Raw genomic sequence first — 20583 nt, 5'->3', positions numbered from 1 at the left:
CGCGCGTGCCCGATCGTCAGTCCGCGAAGAACTCCGTCAAAACCGGCGCCAGGGCGGTCGGGTCGACCATGTGGGTCTGGTCCTCCAGGACACGGTACGAGCCCTTCGGGGCCGCCTCCGCGACCGCCCTGGTGCCCTCACGCATCCACTCGGGGCTCGCGCCGCCCGCGACGGCCAGCACCGGGACCGTGATCGAGGCCAGCCGGTCCCGGGGGACCAGACCGCTGGCCATGACCGCGTTGTCGTAGGCGAGCGTCGGGGCGACCGCCTCCATGCCGGGCCACATGGGGGACTGGCGGGCGCCCTGGATCATCTCCTCGCCCATGCCGGTGAGCCGCAGGAACAGTTCCACCGCGTCCCCGCGCCGCCCCTCGGCGAGCGCCGCGTCGAGGCTTCGGGTGTACTCGGCGTTCGCCTCGGCGCCGCCGTCGAGGAAGTCCGCGAACGGTGTCTCGTACACGGCGACCCGCCGGACCGGCAGGCCGCTCGCCGCGGCCTCCAGGACCAGCGCACCGCCGGACGAGATGCCGCACAGGCTCGCCTCGCCGCCCGCCGTCTCGATGAGCGCGGCGAGGTCCTCGACCTCACGGGCCACCGCGTAGGGGGCCGTGTCGCCGCTCGCACCGCGGCCCCGGCGGTCGTACACGAGCACGTCGAACCGCTCGGCCAGAGGCACGGCCAGGGGCGCGACCGTACCGCCCGTGGACATCGCTCCGCTGACGAGGATGACCGCCGGGCCCTGCCCGGTGCGTTCGTACGCGATCGGAGTGCCGTCGCGCGAGAGGGTCTTCTTGTCCATGTCTGTGGAGACTGCCGTACGACGGCGAAGTCTTCGGTCAGGACACGTCGACCTCGTAGAAACAGAGGTGGTCCTTGATCTCGGCGACGGCGGGCTTCGGCTCGGGATAGGACCACACCAGGTCCGGCGCGTCCGGCAGCGACCAGTAGGACGCGGTGCCCTTGAACGGGCAGTAGGTGTGGGTGTCGGAAGGGGTCAGCAGGTCGAGTCGTACGTCCTCGGCGGGGAGGTAGTACCGCGGGGGACAGCCCGTCTCGCGCAGCACGAGGGCCCGTTCGCTCTCCGCCAGGACCTGGTCGCCGTGCGCCACGCGCACGTGCCGGTCGACTTGCTCGATGGTGATCGTGTGTCCTTCGGCCATACCGGAAGAGCACTCGCGGGCCCCTGGTTCTTCCCGCGTACGGTGACCTCATGCGAATCTGCGTCTTCCTCTCCGCCGCCGACCTCGACGACCGCTACACGCGCCCCGCGCGGGAGTTCGCGAAGCTGCTGGGCAAGGGCGGCCACACCCTGGTGTGGGGCGGCTCGGACGTGGGTCTGATGAAGGTCGTCGCGGACGGAGTGCAGGAGGCGGGCGGACGGCTCGTCGGGGTCTCCGTCCAGTTCCTGGCCGCCAAGGTGCGTCCGGGCGTCGACGAGATGGTGATCGCTGCCGATCTGGCCGAGCGCAAGAAGTTGCTCCTGGAGAAGGCCGACGCCGTGGTGATCATGGTGGGCGGTACCGGCACCCTCGACGAGGCGACCGAGATCCTGGAGCTGAAGAAGCACGGGCACACCGAGAAGCCGGTCGTGCTGCTGAACACGGCGGGCTTCTACGACGGGCTGAAGGAGCAGTTCCGGCGTATGGAGGACGAGGGCTTCCTGCCCCGTCCGCTCACCGACCTGGTGTTCTTCGCGGAGGAGCCGGTGGGGGCGCTGGCGTACCTGGAGGAGTCGCTCGGTACCCGCTGACGCCGTGATGCGAGCATGGCGGCATGGCGACACATGTGATCACCGGAGCGGGCTCCGGCATCGGCGCGGCGGTGGCCCGGCGGCTGCACGCGCGCGGGGACGAACTCGTGCTGCACGCGCGTGACGCGGGCCGCGCGAAGGAGCTGGCGGCCCAGTTCCCCGGGGCGCGGACCCTCGTCGGGGACCTGGCCGACCCCGACAAGCTGAGCTGGGCCTTCTCGCACCAGACGCTGCCGGACCAAGTGGACTCCCTGCTGCACATCGCCGGCGTGGTCGACCTCGGCCCGGTCGGCGACCTGACCCCGAAGGCCTGGCGCCACCAGCTGAACGTCAACCTGATCGCTCCGGCCGAGCTGACCCGCCACTTCCTGCCGCAACTGCGGGCGGCCCGGGGCCAGGTGGTGTTCGTGAACTCGGGCGCGGGCCTGAACGCGCACGCCGACTGGTCCGCGTACGCCGCCTCCAAGCACGGCCTCAAGGCCCTGGCGGACTCCCTGCGCCACGAGGAGCACGCGAACGGCGTCCGGGTCACCTCGGTCTACCCCGGCCGCACGGCGAGCCCCATGCAGGCCAAGGTCCATCAGCAGGAGGGCAAGGAGTACGACCCCTCGCGGTGGATCGATCCCGAGTCGGTCGCGACGGCGATCCTGACGGCGATCGACCTCCCGCGCGACGCGGAGATCAACGACCTGACGGTCAGGCCCGGCCACTGACGGCTGGGGCGGGGGAGATCCACGCGGGAACGGGGGCGAGATCCACGCGGGAACCGGGGGCGAGATCCACGCGAGAGCCACGCCGGTCACCTACGTAGGCTTCGTACGTGACCGCAGACTTCAGCTTCGCCCCCGCCACCGGCATCGGCTCCCTCCCCGGCGGCGACGCCCGAGAGGCCGCCAGGACCGCCACCGGCTCCTTCGAGGACTTCCCGTTCCTGCCCGAGCTGCCCGCCCGCGGGCCCGGCGCCGACATGATCGGCCGTACCGCAGGAATGCTCGTCGAGCTGTACGCGCGCGTGGAGCCCAGTGGATGGCGGATCGGGGACCGGCCGGGCCGGGACACCAAGCGGGCGCGGTCCTGGCTGGGGGAGGACCTCGACGCGCTGGAGGAGTTCACCCAGGGGTACGAGGGGCAGGTGAAGGTGCAGGCCGTCGGGCCCTGGACGCTCGCCGCCGCGCTGGAGCTGAGGAACGGTGAGGTCGCCCTCTCCGACCCCGGCGCCTGCCGGGACCTCGCCGCCTCGCTCGCGGAGGGGCTGCGGCTGCATCTGGAGGACGTCCGGAACCGGGTTCCCGGCGCGCGGATCGTGCTCCAGCTCGACGAGCCCTCCCTCATCGCCGTGCTGCGCGGGCATGTGAGGTCCGCCAGCGGCTACCGGACCCACCGGGCCGTGGACCGGCAGCTCGTCGAGGCCGGCCTGCGCGATGTCGTCGGGGTTCACGCGGACGGCCCCGTCGTGGTCCACTCGTGCGCACCGGACGTCCCCTTCGCCCTGCTGCGGAGGGCGGGTGCGGCGGCGGTCTCCTTCGACTTCTCGCTCCTCACCGAGCGTGACGACGACGCGATCGGCGAGGCGGTGGAAGGGGGCACGAGGCTCTTCGCCGGTGTCGTGCCGGGCACGGACACCGCATTGTCAGACCCTGCCGGTAGCGTCATGGGTGTCAGGACGCTGTGGCGCAGGCTGGGGCTGCATCCGGGACTTCTCGCGGAGGCGGTCACGGTCACCCCGTCGTGCGGACTCGCGGGGGCCTCCCCCGAGTACGCGCGCAAGGCTCTCGCCCACTGCGCCCAGGCGGCGAGATCCCTCGCGGACAACCCAGAGTAACGGGAGGACAACACGGTGGCCGGCGACAAGCAAGCGGAGACGACGGTGCCCTCGGAGGCACGGGAGAAGCACGCGCAGCTCGCTGAGCAGATCGAGGAGCACCGCTTCCGGTACTACGTGAACGACGCGCCGGTCATCAGCGACGCCGACTTCGACAAGCTTCTGCGCTCCCTCGAATCCCTTGAGGAGGAGTACCCCGAGCTGCGCACCCCCGACTCACCGACCCAGAAGGTCGCGGGGGCGTACGAGACCGAGTTCACCTCCGTCCAGCACCGCTCCCGCATGCTCTCCCTGGACAACGCCTTCAGCGACGAGGAGCTGGCGGCCTGGGCGGAGCGGGTGGCCAAGGACGTCGGCACCACCGACTACCACCTGCTGTGCGAGCTCAAGGTCGACGGCCTCGCCGTCAACCTCACCTACGAGCACGGCCGCCTCACCCGCCGCGGCCACCCGCGGCGACGGCCGCACCGGCGAGGACATCACGCCCAACGTCCGCACGATCGCCGAGATCCCGGACCGTCTCACCGGCGACAAGGTCCCCGACCTCGTGGAGATCCGCGGCGAGGTCTACTTCCCGATGGAGAAGTTCGAGGAGCTCAACGCCCGTCTGGTCGAGGCCGGCGACAAGCCCTTCGCCAACCCGCGCAACGCGGCGGCCGGTTCGCTGCGCCAGAAGGACCCGCGCGTCACCGCCACCCGTCCGCTCCACATGGTCGTGCACGGCATCGGCGTCCTGGAGGGCTTCGAGGGCATGACCCGCCTCTCCCAGGGCTACGACCTCCTCAAGTCCTGGGGCCTGCCCACCGCCAAGCACAACAAGGTGGTCGACGGCCTTGACGGCGTCCGGGAGTTCATCGCGTACTTCGGCGAGAACCGCCACTCCGTGGAGCACGAGATCGACGGGGCCGTCGTCAAGCTCGACGAGATCCCCCTCCAGGGCCGCCTCGGCTCCACCTCCCGCGCCCCGCGCTGGGCGATCGCGTACAAGTACGCGCCCGAGGAGGTCAACACCAAGCTCATCAACATCCGCGTGGGCGTGGGCCGTACGGGCCGGGTCACGCCGTACGCCCAGGTCGAGCCGGTGACGGTGGCCGGCTCCGAGGTCGAGTTCGCCACCCTGCACAACCAGGACGTCGTCAAGCTGAAGGGCGTCCTCATCGGCGACACCGTGGTGCTGCGCAAGGCCGGTGACGTCATCCCGGAGATCCTCGGCCCGGTCGTCGACCTGCGTGACGGCAGCGAGCGCGAGTTCGTGATGCCGAGCGAGTGCCCGGAGTGCGGTACGGCCCTGCGGCCCATGAAGGAGGGCGACGTCGACCTGCGCTGCCCCAACGCCCGCACCTGCCCCGCCCAGCTGCGCGAGCGCCTGTTCTATCTCGCGGGCCGCAAGTCGCTGGACATCGAGCACTTCGGATACGTGGCAGCCGCGGCCCTCACCAAGCCGCTGGAACCGAAGGACCCGCCGCTGACCGACGAGGGCGACCTCTTCGACCTCACCATCGAGCAGCTGCTGCCCATCAAGGCGTACGTCCTCGACCAGGACAGCGGTCTGCCCAAGCGGGACCCGAAGACCGGCGAGGAGAAGGTCGCCACGGTCTTCGCCAACCAGCAGGGCGAGCCCAAGAAGAACGCCCTCGCCATGCTGGAGAACATCGCCGCCGCCAAGGAGCGCCCGCTCGCCCGCGTCCTGACCGGCCTGTCCATCCGCCACGTGGGCCCGGTCGCCGCCGAGGCGCTGGCGCGCAACTTCCGCTCGATCGACCGCATCGAGCAGGCGAGCGAGGAGGAGCTGGCGAACACCGACGGTGTCGGCTCCATCATCGCGAAGTCCCTGAAGGAGTGGTTCGCGGAGGACTGGCACCAGGAGATCCTGCGCAAGTGGAAGGCCGCGGGCGTCCGCATGGAAGAGGAGGGCTCGGGGGAGGACGAGGGCCCGCGTCCCCTCGAAGGGCTCACCGTCGTCGTCACCGGCACCCTGGAGCGCTTCACCCGGGACGGGGCCAAAGAGGCGCTGCAGTCCAGGGGGGCGAAAGTGACCGGTTCGGTTTCGAAGAAGACGTCTTTCGTCGTCGTGGGTGACAATCCTGGGTCGAAATATGACAAGGCGATGCAACTCAAGGTGCCTGTTCTGAACGAGGACGGCTTCGACGTCCTGCTGGGCCAGGGCCCCGAAGCGGCCGCCGATGTGGCGCTTCCCACGGAGGAGTAGCGAGGAGCGGCGGTTGAAGGCCACCCGATCGGCGCATACCAGATGCATACGGGTGGCCGGGGCGCATTCGGGCAACCGTCGACGACCGCTGCCCGTGGAAGCCTTCTGCGGCCTACTGTTGAGATGTGCGCCTGCCGTGCCCAGCTGCGGTCGGGGCATCCCCCTGCTCCTCATGAGCCGGGGGAAGGGTTTTCCAACGCGGCGCCGTCGAGGGTTTTGTCGGGCGAACGAGCCGCGTGGCGTGGGCACCGCCGGCTGTGAGAGGGACGGGAATGGAACCGACCGAGAGCGCCGCCCCGGACTCACGGCTGCGCCGGCTCACCGGCGCCCTGCGGGCGAACCGGTGGGCCGGGCGGCCTTCGGAGCATCCGGGCGCGGAGGGTCGCGCCGCCGGACCGTACGCGGCCGGACAGTACAGCGCGGCCGGCGGCCCCGGCGCCGCACAGCTCACCGCCGAGCGCGCCCCCGGTGTGCCGGACCACGAGACCGAGCGGCACCTGTCCTGGCCCGCACTGCCCACGACGGTCGTCGCGGCGTCCGGATTCGTGCTGGGTGCGGGCTTCTACCGGGCCTTCACCGGCGGCCACGCGCTCTTCCCGTCCGGCACCGTCGGCTGGTCGCTGGCCGTGCTGACCGGTGTCATCGTCGGCCATCTGGTCGCCCTCGGCCGGGCCCGCTGGTGGGGCGGCACCGGCTCGGGCGCCGCCCTGACCCTCGCCGTCCTGCTGCTGTACGGCTGGGTGTCCGCCGGCATGGTCAGCCTCACCGTCGTACTGCTGGTCGGCATAGCCAGGCGCCATCGCTGGCGGCAGGGCATCCTGCACGGCGCGGTGGACATCCTCGGCATAGCCGCCGGTGCCCTGGTCATCGCCGCGTTCGGCCAGTCGCCGTCCGTCGAGACCCCCTGGAACCCCGACACCTGGACCTTCTACACCGGTCCCGAGGTGGTCCTGGTCGCCGTGGCCTATCTCGCGGTCACCCGGGCCCTGGGCTGGTATCTGCATTCCTCCGGCCACGCCGGTCTGCCCACCGTGGCCCGCACCGCCCTGGTCAGACAGGGCCTGGTCGCGGTCGCCCTGCTCGGCATCGCCCCGCTGGTCTGTGTGGTCGCCACCGCCAAGCCGGTGCTGCTCCCGCTGTTCTCGATCCCCCTCATCGCCCTCGACTCCACCCTGTGGATGGCCCGGGCCCGCGCCGAGGAGCAACTGCGTGACCCGCTGACCGGACTGCCCAACCGGCAGTGGCTCCTGGAGCGCATCTGGAGCGCCCTGGACGACGCCGAGCGCATCGATGCCCGGGCCGCCCTCATGCTCATCGACCTCGACCGTTTCCGCTCGGTCAACGACACCCTGGGCCACCTCGCCGGTGACCGGCTGCTCCTCCAGATCGCCGACCGGCTGCGGCTCGCGCTGCCGCGCGGGGCGGAGGCGGCGCGGCTCGGCGGCGACGAGTTCGCCGTCTTACTGCCGATAGCCGACTCCACGACGTCCGCGACCCGGGTCGCCCGCAACCTGGTCGCGGCCCTCAGCTCCCCGCTCGACCTCGACGGGCTCACCCTCGTCCTGGAGGCCAGTGCCGGGGTCGCCGTCTTCCCCGACCACGCCGTGGACGCCGAGGGGCTGCTGCGGCGGGCGGACGTGGCGATGTACCAGGCCAAGCGGGACCGTACGGGCGTAGAGGTCTACGAGTCCAAGCGGGACTCCAACACCCCCGACCGGCTCGGCCTCCTGGGCGATCTGCGCCGGGCCCTGGACGCGCACGAGGTGCAGCTGCACTACCAGCCCAAGGTGCGCTTCGACGGACAGGTCGCCGGCCTGGAGGCACTGGTGCGCTGGGTGCACCCGGAGCGCGGGAAGGTGCCGCCGGACGAGTTCATCGCGATCGCCGAGTCGTCCGGGCTGATGCCCCACCTCACCGAGTACGTCCTCGACACGGCCCTCGCCCAGGTCGCCGAGTGGCGGGCACAGGGGCTGTACGTCCCGGTGGCGGTCAACGTCTCCCCGCGTGATGTGCACACCCCGGGCTTCGCCGGCTCGGTGGCCGCGCGCCTCGCCCGGCACGGCGTCCCCGCGGGCGCCCTCCAGCTGGAGATCACCGAACACGTCCTCCTGGAGGACCCCTCCCGGGCCGCGGACACCCTCGCCGCTCTGACCGGGCACGGCGTGAAGATGTCCCTGGACGACTTCGGCACCGGCTACTCCTCCCTGGTCCACCTCCGCCGCCTCCCCGTCAGCGAACTGAAGATCGACCGCTCCTTCGTGGCCAAGCTGGTCGTCGACACCGAGGACGCGGAGATCGTCCGCTGCACGGTGGACCTGGCCCACTCCCTGGGCCTCCTGGTCGTAGCGGAAGGCGTGGAGGACGACGAGACCTGGGAGCGGCTGCGCGACATGGGCTGCGACGCCGTACAGGGCTGGCTGGTGGCGGCGGCGATGCCGCCGGAGGAGACCACGGCGTGGCTGCTGGCGCGAGGATCCCGGGGCTGGCAGCGACCGAGGGCGGCGCTTCCGGCGGCGGAGTGACCTGTCCAGGCATCCTTTGGTGCGGTATGGGGGCTGCCCGTTGCGGTCGGCCACGGGAAACCGTTTAACGGCCATCCGGCCGGGACCCATAGGATTGGCCCCAAACCACACACACTCACCCCAGAGGATCGCTGCATGCCTGGCATCACGCGCGAGGAGGTCGCCCACCTCGCCCGGCTGGCGCGTCTGGAGCTGAAGCCCGAAGAGCTCGAGCACTTCGCGGGACAGCTGGACGACATCATCGGCGCGGTCGCACGCGTCAGTGAGGTCGCCGACCAAGACGTACCGCCGACCTCGCACCCGCTCCCGCTGACGAACGTCATGCGGGCGGACGAGGTCCGTCCGTCGCTCACCCCCGAGCAGGCGCTCTCCGGCGCCCCGGCCCAGGAGCAGCAGCGTTTCAAGGTGCCGCAGATCCTGGGGGAGGACTAACCGCCATGACGGACAACGTCACCATCATCAAGCTCACCGCCGCCGAGACCGCCGCGAAGATCGCTTCCGGTGAGCTCACGGCCGTGCAGGTCACCGAGGCCCACCTGGCCCGGATCGAGGCCGTCGACGAGAAGGTGCACGCCTTCCTGCACGTCGACCGCGAGGGCGCGCTCGCGCAGGCCCGCGCCGTCGACGAGAAGCGGGAGCGGGGCGAGAAGCTCGGCCCGCTCGCTGGCGTCCCGCTCGCGCTGAAGGACATCTTCACCACCGAGGGCATCCCGACGACCGTCGGCTCGAAGATCCTCGAGGGCTGGATCCCGCCGTACGACGCGACCCTCACCAAGCGGCTGAAGGCCGCCGACGTGGTCATCCTCGGCAAGACCAACATGGACGAGTTCGCCATGGGGTCCTCCACCGAGAACAGCGCCTACGGCCCGACCGGCAACCCCTGGGACCTCACCCGGATCCCCGGCGGCTCCGGCGGCGGTTCCTCCGCCGCGCTGGCCGCGCACATGGCACCCCTGGCCATCGGCACCGACACCGGCGGCTCCATCCGCCAGCCGGCCGCCGTCACCGGCACGGTCGGCGTCAAGCCGACGTACGGGGCGGTCTCCCGCTACGGCATGGTGGCCTTCTCCAGCTCCCTCGACCAGGGCGGCCCCTGCGCCCGTACGGTCCTGGACGCGGCGCTGCTGCACGAGGTCATCGCCGGGCACGACCCGCTGGACTCCACGTCGATCGACGCGCCCGTCCCGCCGGTCGTCGAGGCCGCCCGCAACGGCAGCGTCGCCGGTCTGCGCGTCGGTGTCGTCAAGCAGTTCCGCGGCGAGGGCTACCAGGCCGGTGTCATCCAGCGCTTCGACGAGTCGGTCGCCCTCCTCAAGGAGCTGGGCGCCGAGATCGTCGAGCTGGACTGCCCGTCCTTCGACCTGGCGCTCTCCGCGTACTACCTGATCGCGCCCTCCGAGTGCTCCTCCAACCTCGCCCGCTTCGACGGCCTGCGCTACGGCCGGCGGATCGGCGACGACGGCACGCACTCCGCCGAGGAGGTCACCTCGCTGACCCGCGCCGAGGGCTTCGGCCCCGAGGTCAAGCGCCGGATCATGCTCGGCACGTACGCCCTGTCGAGCGGCTACTACGACGCCTACTACGGGTCCGCGCAGAAGGTCCGCACGCTCATCACGCGCGACTTCGAGAAGGCCTTCGAGCAGGTCGACGTGATCGTCTCCCCGACGACCCCGACCACCGCCTTCCCGATCGGCGAGCGCGCCGACGACCCGATGGCCATGTACCTGGCCGACCTGTGCACCATCCCGACCAACCTCGCGGGCAACGCGGCCATGTCGCTGCCGTGCGGCCTCGCCCCGGAGGACAACCTCCCGGTCGGTCTGCAGATCATCGCCCCGGCCCTGAAGGACGACCGGCTCTACAAGGTCGGCGCCGCCGTCGAGGCCGCCTTCGTGGAAAGGTGGGGGCACCCGCTCCTGGAGGAGGCACCGTCGCTGTGAGCAAGCTGACCAAGGCGAAGGACTTCAAGAAGTCCAAGTCCGGCACGTACCTGTCCATCGCCACCACGGCGTTCGGCGCCATCGGCGTCGCCAAGCGGCTCAAGAAGGCGCGCGCCGAGAGCGACACGCTGGTCCTGATCGACGCCACCGTGTCCGCCGTCGCCGTCGTCACCGGCCTCGCCATCCTGTACCGCGAGCTGAAGCGGCTGGGCGACGACGACGTCCTGCTGGGCTGAGAGGGAAGTTACACCGTGACCACCACGACCGACCTGGTGTCGTACGAGGACGCACTCGCGTCGTACGACCCCGTCATGGGCCTTGAGGTCCATGTCGAACTCGGCACCAAGACCAAGATGTTCTGCGGCTGTTCGACCGAGCTCGGTCAGGACGCCAACACGCAGACCTGCCCCACCTGCCTCGGCCTGCCCGGCGCGCTCCCGGTTGTCAACGCGATCGGCGTCGAGTCGGCCATCAAGATCGGTCTCGCGCTGAACTGCGAGATCGCCGAGTGGTGCCGCTTCGCCCGGAAGAACTACTTCTATCCGGACATGCCGAAGAACTTCCAGACCTCCCAGTACGACGAGCCGATCGCTTTCAACGGCTACCTCGACGTCCAGCTGGAGGACGGCGAGACCTTCCGTGTGGAGATCGAGCGCGCCCACATGGAGGAGGACACCGGCAAGTCGACCCACGTGGGCGGCGCGACGGGCCGTATCCACGGCGCCTCGCACTCGCTCCTGGACTACAACCGCGCCGGCATCCCGCTCATCGAGATCGTCACCAAGCCGATCGAGGGCGCGGGGGAGCGTGCTCCCGAGGTCGCGCGGGCGTACGTCCGTGAGCTGCGCGAGGTCATCAGGGCGCTCGGCGTCTCGGAAGCCCGCATGGAGATGGGGCAGATGCGCTGCGACGTGAACCTGTCGCTGCGCCCGCACGGCCGCGAGAAGTTCGGCACGCGTTCCGAGACGAAGAACGTCAACTCGCTCAGGTCCGTGGAGCGCGCGGCCCGCTTCGAGATCCAGCGGCACGCGGCCGTACTGAACTCCGGCGGGACGATCGTCCAGGAGACCCGGCACTTCCACGAGGACACGGGGTCCACGACCTCGGGCCGCGTGAAGGAGGAGGCCGAGGACTACCGGTACTTCCCCGAGCCGGACCTCGTTCCGGTGGCCCCCTCGCGCGAGTGGGTCGAGGAGATCCGGGCCGCTCTGCCCGAGCTGCCGCTGGTGCGCCGCAACCGGCTCGTCGCGGAGTGGGGCATCACGGCCCTGGACATGCAGGCGATCCTCAACGCCGGCGCCCTGGACCTGATCGTCGCCACGATCGACGCGGGTGCCGACGCGGCCTCCGCCCGCAAGTGGTGGATGGGCGAACTCGCCCGCAGCGCCAACGAGTCCGGCAAGGCGCTCGACGAGCTGGCCATCACCCCGGAGCAGGTCGCCCGGGTCACCGAACTGGTCTCCAAGGGTGACCTGAACGACAAGCTGGCCCGCCAGGTCATCGAAGGCGTCCTCGCGGGCGAAGGAACCCCGGACGAGGTCGTCGACAAGCGCGGCCTGAAGGTCGTGTCGGACGACTCGGCGCTGGGCACGGCCGTCGACGAGGCCATCGCCGGCAACCCGGGCATCGCCGACAAGATCCGCTCCGGCAAGGTCGCCGCGGCCGGCGCCCTGGTCGGCGCGGTCATGAAGGCGACCCGTGGTCAGGCCGACGCGGCCCGCGTCAAGGAACTGATCCTGGAGAAGCTGGGCGTCGGCGAAGGCTGAGCCGACGCGCGCGGTACGGCCCCGGAGGACATGTCCTCCGGGGCCGTACGGCTACTTACGGCGTGCTACGAGCCGTACGAATCCGAGCGTCCGGCCTTCGTCGGCGTGCATCAGATCCACCGAGTCGCGGGCCATGTCGGCCATCCACGCGTACGGGCTCTCCGCGGCGCAGACCTCGCTCCACAGCAGCCAGTCCTTCCAGCCGTCGGGCTGCCACTCGGCGGTCTCGACCTCGACGGCCCCGGTGCGCGTCCACTGGCGCCGCCACCAGTCGGCGGAGTGGAACGCCCAGAACCCGGGGTCCCAGAAGGGCTTGAGGTGCTCCGGGGGTTCGTCCCCCGTGAGTTCCTCCCGTACCGCGGGCATGACGATCCCGATCTTCCCGCCCGGCTTCAACAGCCGGGTCAGCGTGGGCAGATAGAGGTCGTTCGTGCCGAAGTACTGGTACGCGTCGATGCTCACGATCGCGTCGAAGCTCGCCTCGGCGAACGGCAGGTCGTGCGCCTCGGCGTGCACGGGCAGCACCCGGTCGGCGAAACCGGCCTCGGCGATGCGCTTCGCGTTCTCGTCGGGCTTGACCCACAGGTCGGCCGCGGTGACCTGGACGTCGTACTCCCTGGCCAGGAAGACCGAGGTCATCGCCCGGCCGCAGCCCAGGTCGAGCACCCGGGCGCAGGGGCGCAGGGTGTCCAGGCCCAGGGCGGGGGCGAGCCACTCCAGCAGCCACAGCGCGTTCGGGCCCATCTGGTTCTCGACGACCCAGCGGGCGTCGTAGCTGTTGCTGCGGGGGTAGCGGGCCTGGGTCAGCCGCCGGGTGAGGTCCTCATTCGAGGTCTGCGAGGTCCTCGGGGTGATGTCGTCTGGCATCGGTGAACGGGCTCCTTGAGTCCTGAGAGACGGAAAGGGATACGGCGGAGCTCGGTCGGACGCTCAAACAATGCACCTGCTTCGGTCGGGGGCCTGAAGAGGCCCGGCGGTCTCAGCGGAACACGCTACGCTCGCCCGCCATGAACGGTCCTGCGAATTCCGAGCCATCCGACATACAGGAGGAGTACGACGGCCAGCTGCTGGACGCCCGGCGGGCCCGCTGGACGGCCTCCGGCACCGGCGCCCTGCTGGCCCTCGCCGGTCTGGCCGCGGCCGCGCTCCGGGCGGCCGGCTCCGGCCCCGCGCTCGTGCCGACGGCCTACGCCTGCGGCGCCGCCGTGTGCGCGCTGGCGGCGGTCCTGGGCTCTCGGGGCCGCACCCGCAGAGCGCTGTGGCTGCTGATCATCGGTGTGATGGTGATGGCGTTGGGTGACCAGTTCGACTGAGGTTCGGCGGACGTGACAGAGTGACCGTTACTGTCCTGTGATCTGGCTCCCACTCCTGTGAATAAGCGCACGATCGCGGTAAACGATCACTTTTGCCTGCAAGAGTGGTCCACACATTGCTCATGCGTTCTTTGCGGGCCGTTCACCACATGAACGACTGTTCCCGGTCAAAGATCCACAATTCACCATCCCTGGGAGCACGTTCGTGGCAGCCCTCGCACGCTGGTGTGTCCGACGACGCCTGGTCGTCGTTCTCCTGTGGCTCCTCGCTCTCGGCGGAGTGAGCGCGGGCGCCGCCGTCGCCGGGTCCGCCTACTCGAACGACTACGAGGTCCCCGGCACCGAGTCGGGCCGTGCCACCCAGCTGCTCCAGGACGGCTTCCCGCGACTCGGCGGCGACAGCGACACCGTCGTCTGGCACGTCACCTCGGGCTCGGTCCGGGACGCCGACGTCGAGCAGACGATGACCGCGACCTTGGGCAAGATCGCGGACCTGCCCGGCGTGGCCGCGGTGGTCGGCCCGTACGACGACCCGGGCGCCGGCCGGGTCAGCGCCGACGGGCACACCGCGTACGCCACCGTCACCTTCGACGACTCCGCCGAGGACATCGACAAGTCCGAGGCGAAGGCCGTGGTGGACACCGCCAAGGACGCCGAGGCGGACGGGCTCCAGGTGGAGCTGGGCGGCAGCGCCGTCGCCCTCACCGAGTCCTCGGGCGGCCATGCCGCCGAGATCGTCGGCGTACTCGTCGCCGCCCTCGTGCTGTTCCTGGCCTTCGGCTCGCTCGCCGCCTCCCTGCTGCCCATCGCCACCGCGCTGGTGAGCGTCGGCACCGCGTACGCCGGGATCGTGCTGCTCGGGCACGCCATGACCGTCGCCGACTTCGCGCCCATGCTCGGCATGCTGATCGGGCTCGGCGTCGGCATCGACTACGCGCTCTTCATCGTCACCAGACACCGGCGCGGCCTGAAACGCGGGCTGAGTGTCGCCGAGTCCGTCGAGAACGCCGTCACCACCACCGGGCGCGCCGTCGTCTTCGCGGGTGCCACGGTTTGCATCGCCCTGCTGGGGATGCTGATCCTCCGGCTGAGCTTCCTCAACGGCGTCGCGATCGCCGCCTCCCTGACCGTCGTCCTCACCGTCGCCGCGTCGGTGACCCTGCTGCCCGCCCTGCTCTCCCTCATCGGCATGCGCGCCCTGAGCCGGCGCGAGCGGCGCCGGCTCACCGAGCACGGACCCCAGCCCGAACTGCCCACCGGGTTCGCCCACCGCTGGTCCGCGTTCGTCGAACGGCACCCCAAGCTGCTCGGCGCGATCGCCCTGCTGGTCATCACCGTCCTCGCCCTGCCCACCCTGGGCCTGCGCCTCGGCACCTCCGACCAGGGCAACGACCCGCGGTCCTCGACCACCCGCCAGGCCTACGACCTGCTCGCGGAGGGCTTCGGCCCCGGCGTCAACGGCCCGCTGACGCTGGTGACCCCGGTCGACGGCGCCGAGGACAAGCTCCTCCTCGACAACCTCGACGCCACCCTGCGCACCACCGAGGGCATCGCGTCCACCACCCCGGTCACCTACGACGCCGGCGGCGACCTCGCCTACTTCACGATCGTCCCCGAGTCCGCCCCGCAGTCCCAGCAGACCAGCGACCTCGTGCACCGGCTGCGCACCGAGGTGCTGCCGCGCGCCGAGACCGGGACCACGCTCGACATCCACGTCGGCGGGATGACCGCCTCCTACGACGACTTCGCGGACGTCATCGTCGGCAAACTGCCCCTGTTCGTCGGCGTCGTCATCGGCCTGGGCTGTCTGCTGCTCCTGCTCGCCTTCCGCTCCGTCGGCATCCCGCTGAAGGCCGCCGCGATGAACGTCGCCGCCGTAGCCGCCGCCTTCGGAGTGGTCGTGGCGATCTTCCAGTGGGGCTGGGGGAGCGAACTGCTGGGGCTGGGCCGCGCCGGGCCCATCGAACCCTTCCTGCCCGTGATCATGGTCTCGGTCCTCTTCGGGCTCTCCATGGACTACCAGGTGTTCCTGGTCAGCCGGATGTACGAGGAGTGGCTGGAGACCGGTGACAACCGGCGGGCCGTGCGTGTCGGCCTCGCCGAGACCAGCCGGGTGATCAACTCCGCGGCGGTCATCATGATCTCCGTCTTCCTCGCCTTCGTCCTCAGCGGTGACCGTGTGATCGCCATGTTCGGCATCGCGCTCGCCGCCGCCGTGGCCCTCGACGCCTTCGTCCTGCGCACCTTGCTGGTGCCCGCCCTCATGCACCTGCTCGGCGGCGCCAACTGGTGGCTGCCGGGCTGGTTGGACCGCCGGATGCCCCGCATCAGCATCGAACCGCCCGAGTGCCGTGCCGCGCATGAAAGGCTGGACGAGGTCGTGGAGGCGCTGGAGAGGGAGCGGGACGGGGATGTACGCGATATCGCTGGGTGACGACGGGGCGGAACTGCGGCCCCTTGAGCCGTGGCACGCGGAGGAGTTCCTGGCCAACCTGGAGCGGGGCCGCGAGTTCATCGGGCAGTTCATCCCCTTCGGCTCCCAGGCCGTCGACGTGGCCTCCGCGCGCGAGACGCTCCAGCGGTACGCCCGGATGCGCGCCGACGACACCGGCGGCTACCACGGCATCTGGCTGGACGGAAAGCTCGTCGGCGGAGTCCTGACCCTGAACCTCGACGCCGAGCAGGGCAACGGCGAGGTCGGCTGCTGGCTGGAGCCCGCCGCGACCGGCCGCGGACTGATCACCCGGGCCATGCGGATGCTGATCGACTGGCTGGTCGAGGAACGCGGAATCCACCGGATCGAATGGGTCGCCGCCTCCGGAAACACCGCCAGCATCAACGTCGCCCGGCGCCTGGGAATGACCCGCGACGGAGTCCGCCGTCAGGCGCACCCCTATCGTGGCGTACGGCACGACCTCGAGGTGTGGTCGATTCTCGCCCCCGAGTGGCGTGAGGCACGTGCGCGTGCAGCCCGGAACGATCATTAAGAACCCTCTCAGACAGGATCCGTACGGTGCCCGACATGGGAACGAAGACAGCTGACGAAACCGGCGCCGAGACGGGCGCCGAGGCCACGACCGACGAGCAGAAGGTGAGCGTCGCCAAGACCGACGAGGTGACGGAGGCCGAGGACACCACCGCGGACGAGAACGCCGCCGACGAGATCGCCGCCGACATAGACGACGAGGACGACCTGGCCGGGAACGCCCCGGAGGAGGGCCCCACCGGCGTGGGCCAGGGCGCGGGCGCCGTCGTCTCCGCCGCGCTCGGTCTGGTCTCGCTCACCGGCAGCTGGATCGGCACCGTGGCCGCCGCCCGCGAGACCCTCGTCGGCCAGCTGCAGACCTCGTCCACCGCGAGCGTCGCCAAGCAGGTCAAGGAGGTCTACGGCGACGCCTGGCAGACCACCGCGATGTGGGGCGGCCTCTTCGCGCTGCTCGCCCTGGTCGTCGGCGTCGGCGTGCTGGCCCGGCCCGCCTTCGGCGCCCCCGGCAAGCCGCAGGCCGTGTGGATCAAGTCCGTCGCCTGGGGCGGTGTCGCACTCGGGGTCGTCGGCCTGCTCCTGGCCGTACTCAAGTACACCGGCTTCCTGCTGGACCTGCCCTCCACGAGCTGAACAACCGCAGGTCACGAGGGGTCTTAGGGCATCCATAGGTACCTTATGGAGCTCCTGAGGCCCCTCCCTCGCGTCTAAGGCCCCCGGCGCCCCCGAAGATGCGGAACTCTCCCGATGTGGCGGACCCCCCTCGGAGACGAAGGTAGAGGCATCGCAGAAAGCGAAGCCCGAAACCGACTCCGCAGAGGACCACGCCATGTATGCCGAGTACGAACTCTCCCGGTACCGCTCCGCCGAACTCATCCGCCAGGCCGAGCACGAGCGGCTCGTCCGCGAGACCCTGCGCGGCCGCCGCGCCGCCCGTCGTGAAGCCGCCGAACGCAGTGCGGAGACCGATTCGCATACGGGCCGCCCCCGGCGGCACCGGTTCCTCCGCACGGCGTGAGCGCCGGGGGGAGGGAGGACGGCCGTACGGCTCTGCCCGTCCCCGCGGTCACCACCGCGGCCGTCCTCCCGGCAACCGGGGCCGGCCGGGAAACCGGGCCCGCCCCGAAAACAAGTGACGTGCCGTCGGACCCGCGTGCCATGCTCGGGCCTGTGGAGACCAGGTCCGTCAGTCCCGTGTTCGTCGGCCGCACCGAAGAGCTGAACAGCCTGAACGAAGCGCTCGCCCGCGCCGCCGCGGGGGGTACCTCCCAGGCTTTCGGCACTGGGGGAGAGCCGCAGGCGTTTCTCATCAGCGGCGAGGCCGGTGTCGGCAAGACCCGGCTTGTCGAGGAGTTCGCCACCGCCGCCTGCCGGCAGGGCGCGGTCGTCGCTCTCGGCGGCTGCGTGGAGATCGGCGCCGACGGACTGCCCTTCGCACCCTTCTCCACCGCCCTGCGCGCCCTGCGCCGCGCCCTGCCCGACGAACTGGCCGCCGCGGCCGCGGGCCAGGAGGAGGAACTGGCCAGGCTGCTGCCCGAGGTCGGCGAGGCGATCCCCGCCCGGGGCCCCGGCCGCCACGACGAGGAGAGCCTGGCCCGTCTCTTCGAACTCACCGCCCGCCTCCTGGAGCGCGTCGCCGCCGAGCGCACCGTCGTCGTCGCCCTGGAGGACCTGCACTGGGCCGACGCCTCCACCCGCCACCTCCTGGCCTACCTGTTCCGCACCCTGCGCACCGGCCGCCTGGTCGTCCTCGCCACCTACCGCGCCGACGACATCCACCGCCGCCACCCGCTGCGCCCCCTGCTCGCCGAACTCGACCGCCTGCGCACGGTCCGCCGCATCGAAGTCGGCCGCTTCAACCGGGACGAGGTGGGCCGCCAGATAGCCGGGATCCTCGCCGGCGAACCGAACCCCGCCCAGGTCGACGAGATCTTCGAACGCTCCGACGGCAACGCCTTCTTCGTCGAGGAACTCGCCGTCTGCGTCACCGAGGGCTGCGGCACCGGCCTCACCGACTCCCTGCGCGATCTGCTCCTGGTCCGCGTCGAGGGCCTGCCCGAACGTACCCAGCGGGTCGCCCGGGTTGTCGCCGAAGGGGGCTCCACCGTGGAGTACCGGCTGCTCGCCGCGGTCACCGGGCTCGCCGAGGACGATCTCATCGAGGCGCTGCGGGCCGCCGTGAACGCCAACATCCTCCTCCCGGCACCCGAAGGCGACGGCTACCGGTTCCGGCACTCCCTGGTCCGCGAGGCCGTCGCCGACGACCTGCTGCCCGGCGAACGCTCCCGCCTCAACCGCCGCTACGCCGAAGCCCTGGAGGCCGACCCCACGCTCGTCCCCGCCGACGAGCGGGTCATGCGCCTGGCCAGCTACTGGTACCACGCCCACGACGCCGCCAAGGCGCTGCCCGCCGTCCTGGACGCCTCCGTCGCCGCCCGTCGCCGGCATGCCTACTCCGAACAACTCCGGCTCCTGGAACGCGCGATGGAGCTGTGGGACACCGCCCCCGAGGACGTCCGGGCCGCCCTGCGCCCCGTCGACTACACCGAGGTCTACCCGCCCTGCGGCTGCGACCCGGCCACCACCCCGCTGCGCTACCTCGACCTGATGGCGGAGGCCGCCGTCGCCGGGCGGCTGGGCGGCGAACGCGAACGCGCCCTGAAGATCACCAAGCGGGCGCTGCACCTCCTGGAGGACGACGGGGACCCCCTGCGCGCGGCCTGGTTCTGGGTCCAGCGCTCCCATCTCGTCCAGGGACTGGCCCGCGGCGACGGCTGGGCCGAACTGGCCACCGCCGAGGACCTGGTCCGCGGGCTGCCGCCGTCGGAGGTGCACGCCGAGGTCCTGTCCACCGTCGCCAACTGGTCCCATGTGCACGTCCCCGGCCCGGAGGCATTCTCGGCCGCCGAACGCGCGGTGGACTACGCCCGCATGGTCGGCGCCCGCGAGATCGAGATGAACGCGCGCCTCACCCTCGCCGGCCTGGTGGTGGAGTCCGGCAGCGTCGAGACCGGCCTCGACGAGATGTTCGACGTCCTGCGCAGGACCCTCGACGACGGCATCCCCAGCGTCGCCAGCCGCGCCTACGTCAACCTGCCCTCCTCCCTCGAAAGCATCGGCCGCTCCCGGGAAGCCGTGGAGGTCCTCCAGGAAGGGCTGACCCACGCACGACGGCACGGCCTCTCCGACAAGGAGGCATGGATCTGGGGGAACCTCGCCGAGTCCCTCTACTCCCTGGGCCACTGGGACCGGGCCGCGGAAGCCGCCTCCCAGGCCGAGCGTGTCGGCCAGAGCGCCAAGCCCCGCGGCTTCCACGCCGTGAACCGGGCGGCGCTCTCGCTCGCCCGCGGCGAACTGACCGAAGCCGCACGTCAACTGGCCTCTGCACGCCGCTACTTCGGCTCCCACGACCAGGCCCCCCAGCATGAACTCCCCCTCGCCGACATCACCATCGGTGTCGCCGCCGGCGAAGGCCGTCTCCTGGACGCCCGCGCCGAACTCGAACGCGTGCTGGATTCCGGCTTCCCGCCCGGCACCCAGCGCTACGCCTGGCCCCTGCTGCTCACCGCCGCCGCCATGGAGGCCGACAGCCTCGGCCTGTCCGTCGCGGAACCGGGCCGCACGAAGATCCTCGACCGCATCAGGGAAGCCGCCAGGCCCCTCGCCACCAACGCGCCCGTCTGGCTCGCCCACGAACGCTGGCTGCGCGCCGAACTGCTGCGCGCCGAGGGCGCCGACACCCCGGACCACTGGTGCGAGGCCGTCACCGCCGTCGAGCCCCTGGAGCGCCCCTACGACCTCGCCCGCCTCCGCCACCGGCTCGCCCAGGCCCTCCTGTCCGCACCCGGCGGCGCCGAGCAGCCGGAACGCGACCGGGCCACCGAACTCCTGCGCCTTGCCCATGCCGCCGCCGAGCACCTCGGCGCCCGGCCCCTCGCCGACGCGGTCACGCTGCTCGCCCAGCGCGCCCGCCTCGCCCTGACCGCGGTCCCGGCGCTCGACCGGTCCGACCCGGTCCGCTCCCTCGGCCTCACCGGCCGCGAACGCGATGTCCTGCGCCTGGTCACCCTCGGCCGCACCAACCGCCAGATCGCCGAGGAACTCTTCATCTCCCCGAAGACGGCCAGCGTCCACGTGTCCAACATCCTCGCCAAGCTCGGCGTCTCCGGACGGGGCGAAGCGGCGGCGGTGGCGCACCGGCTGGGACTGTTTCCGGCGGCGGCTCTCCACGCGCCGATCACACAGTGAGGCGTACGGTGTAGGAGACCGGCAGGGGAG

The 20583-nt window shown here is 71.3% G+C and carries 17 protein-coding genes and 1 pseudogene; 15 read left to right on the top strand and 3 right to left on the bottom strand.

From position 1 onward, the window contains the following. Nucleotides 1-16: 16 nt before the first annotated feature. Together RKD20_RS13480 and RKD20_RS13475 are read right to left on the bottom strand one after the other, a co-directional pair. Nucleotides 17-799, bottom strand: coding sequence for an alpha/beta fold hydrolase (locus RKD20_RS13480; protein ID WP_424877939.1), 783 nt, complete (start codon nucleotides 797-799; stop codon nucleotides 17-19). A 37-nt stretch (nucleotides 800-836) separates the two neighbouring features. After that, nucleotides 837-1160: a DUF427 domain-containing protein gene (locus RKD20_RS13475; protein ID WP_359424976.1), complete on the bottom strand. Its 324-nt coding sequence runs from the start codon at nucleotides 1158-1160 to the stop codon at nucleotides 837-839. 50 nt (nucleotides 1161-1210) lie between these two features. Here RKD20_RS13475 and RKD20_RS13470 point away from each other — a divergent pair, with 50 nt between their 5' ends. The 9 genes and pseudogenes from RKD20_RS13470 (at nucleotide 1211) to gatB (ending at nucleotide 12009) form a co-directional block, all read left to right on the top strand. Next, nucleotides 1211-1750 carry a TIGR00730 family Rossman fold protein gene (locus tag RKD20_RS13470; protein ID WP_424877938.1) on the top strand — a complete coding sequence of 180 codons (540 nt, stop codon included), beginning with the start codon at nucleotides 1211-1213 and terminating at the stop codon, nucleotides 1748-1750. Nucleotides 1751-1773: 23 nt separating this feature from the next. Then, a complete protein-coding gene (locus RKD20_RS13465; protein WP_424877937.1) occupies nucleotides 1774-2463 on the top strand; it encodes an SDR family oxidoreductase in 690 nt (229 codons plus the stop codon). A 107-nt stretch (nucleotides 2464-2570) separates the two neighbouring features. Next, a complete protein-coding gene (locus RKD20_RS13460; RefSeq protein WP_424877936.1) occupies nucleotides 2571-3572 on the top strand; it encodes a methionine synthase in 1002 nt (333 codons plus the stop codon). Nucleotides 3573-3587: 15 nt separating this feature from the next. Beyond that, nucleotides 3588-5781 (top strand): annotated as a pseudogene (gene ligA, locus RKD20_RS13455) (NAD-dependent DNA ligase LigA). A gap of 272 nt (nucleotides 5782-6053) precedes the next feature. Beyond that, the gene (locus tag RKD20_RS13450) at nucleotides 6054-8303 is read left to right on the top strand and encodes a putative bifunctional diguanylate cyclase/phosphodiesterase (protein WP_424877935.1); all 2250 of its coding nucleotides are present in this window, start codon (nucleotides 6054-6056) and stop codon (nucleotides 8301-8303) included. A gap of 135 nt (nucleotides 8304-8438) precedes the next feature. After that, nucleotides 8439-8735 (top strand): Asp-tRNA(Asn)/Glu-tRNA(Gln) amidotransferase subunit GatC, encoded by a 297-nt coding sequence (gene gatC / locus RKD20_RS13445; RefSeq protein WP_007384860.1) that lies wholly within the window; start codon nucleotides 8439-8441, stop codon nucleotides 8733-8735. Nucleotides 8736-8740: 5 nt separating this feature from the next. Further along, nucleotides 8741-10243, top strand: a complete 1503-nt coding sequence (gatA, locus tag RKD20_RS13440; protein ID WP_424877934.1) for an Asp-tRNA(Asn)/Glu-tRNA(Gln) amidotransferase subunit GatA — start codon at nucleotides 8741-8743, stop codon at nucleotides 10241-10243. Continuing rightward, nucleotides 10240-10479, top strand: coding sequence for a hypothetical protein (locus RKD20_RS13435; RefSeq protein WP_424877933.1), 240 nt, complete (start codon nucleotides 10240-10242; stop codon nucleotides 10477-10479). The genes gatA and RKD20_RS13435 overlap by 4 nt, the downstream gene beginning before the upstream one ends. Before the next feature lie 15 nt (nucleotides 10480-10494). Continuing rightward, entirely contained in the window at nucleotides 10495-12009 is a 1515-nt protein-coding gene (gatB, locus tag RKD20_RS13430; RefSeq protein ID WP_424877932.1) for an Asp-tRNA(Asn)/Glu-tRNA(Gln) amidotransferase subunit GatB, read from the top strand. 51 nt (nucleotides 12010-12060) lie between these two features. Here gatB and RKD20_RS13425 read toward each other — a convergent pair whose 3' ends face one another. Continuing rightward, nucleotides 12061-12876, bottom strand: a complete 816-nt coding sequence (locus RKD20_RS13425; protein ID WP_424877931.1) for an SAM-dependent methyltransferase — start codon at nucleotides 12874-12876, stop codon at nucleotides 12061-12063. 140 nt (nucleotides 12877-13016) lie between these two features. Between RKD20_RS13425 and RKD20_RS13420 the strand changes: the two genes are divergently transcribed. The 6 genes from RKD20_RS13420 to RKD20_RS13395 all read left to right on the top strand — a co-directional run bounded on the left by RKD20_RS13420 (nucleotide 13017) and on the right by RKD20_RS13395 (nucleotide 20553). Continuing rightward, nucleotides 13017-13322 carry a hypothetical protein gene (locus RKD20_RS13420; protein WP_424877930.1) on the top strand — a complete coding sequence of 102 codons (306 nt, stop codon included), beginning with the start codon at nucleotides 13017-13019 and terminating at the stop codon, nucleotides 13320-13322. A 205-nt stretch (nucleotides 13323-13527) separates the two neighbouring features. Further along, a complete protein-coding gene (locus RKD20_RS13415; protein WP_424877929.1) occupies nucleotides 13528-15756 on the top strand; it encodes an MMPL family transporter in 2229 nt (742 codons plus the stop codon). Then, a complete protein-coding gene (locus RKD20_RS13410; protein ID WP_424877928.1) occupies nucleotides 15734-16309 on the top strand; it encodes a GNAT family N-acetyltransferase in 576 nt (191 codons plus the stop codon). Before RKD20_RS13415 ends, RKD20_RS13410 begins: the two co-directional genes overlap by 23 nt. 35 nt (nucleotides 16310-16344) lie before the next feature. After that, entirely contained in the window at nucleotides 16345-16938 is a 594-nt protein-coding gene (locus tag RKD20_RS13405; RefSeq protein ID WP_424877927.1) for a hypothetical protein, read from the top strand. A 196-nt stretch (nucleotides 16939-17134) separates the two neighbouring features. Further along, nucleotides 17135-17323, top strand: a complete 189-nt coding sequence (locus RKD20_RS13400; RefSeq protein ID WP_020121062.1) for a hypothetical protein — start codon at nucleotides 17135-17137, stop codon at nucleotides 17321-17323. A gap of 140 nt (nucleotides 17324-17463) precedes the next feature. Beyond that, the gene (locus tag RKD20_RS13395) at nucleotides 17464-20553 is read left to right on the top strand and encodes a helix-turn-helix transcriptional regulator (RefSeq protein WP_424877926.1); all 3090 of its coding nucleotides are present in this window, start codon (nucleotides 17464-17466) and stop codon (nucleotides 20551-20553) included. Nucleotides 20554-20583 lie beyond the last annotated feature (30 nt).

The sequence above is a fragment of the Streptomyces sp. SLBN-8D4 genome, assembly GCF_049739545.1.
Taxonomy (GTDB): Bacteria; Actinomycetota; Actinomycetes; order Streptomycetales; family Streptomycetaceae; genus Streptomyces; species Streptomyces canus_C.
The sequence above is the reverse complement of the archived record's forward strand: the minus strand, read 5'-3'. Positions and strand labels throughout refer to the sequence as shown.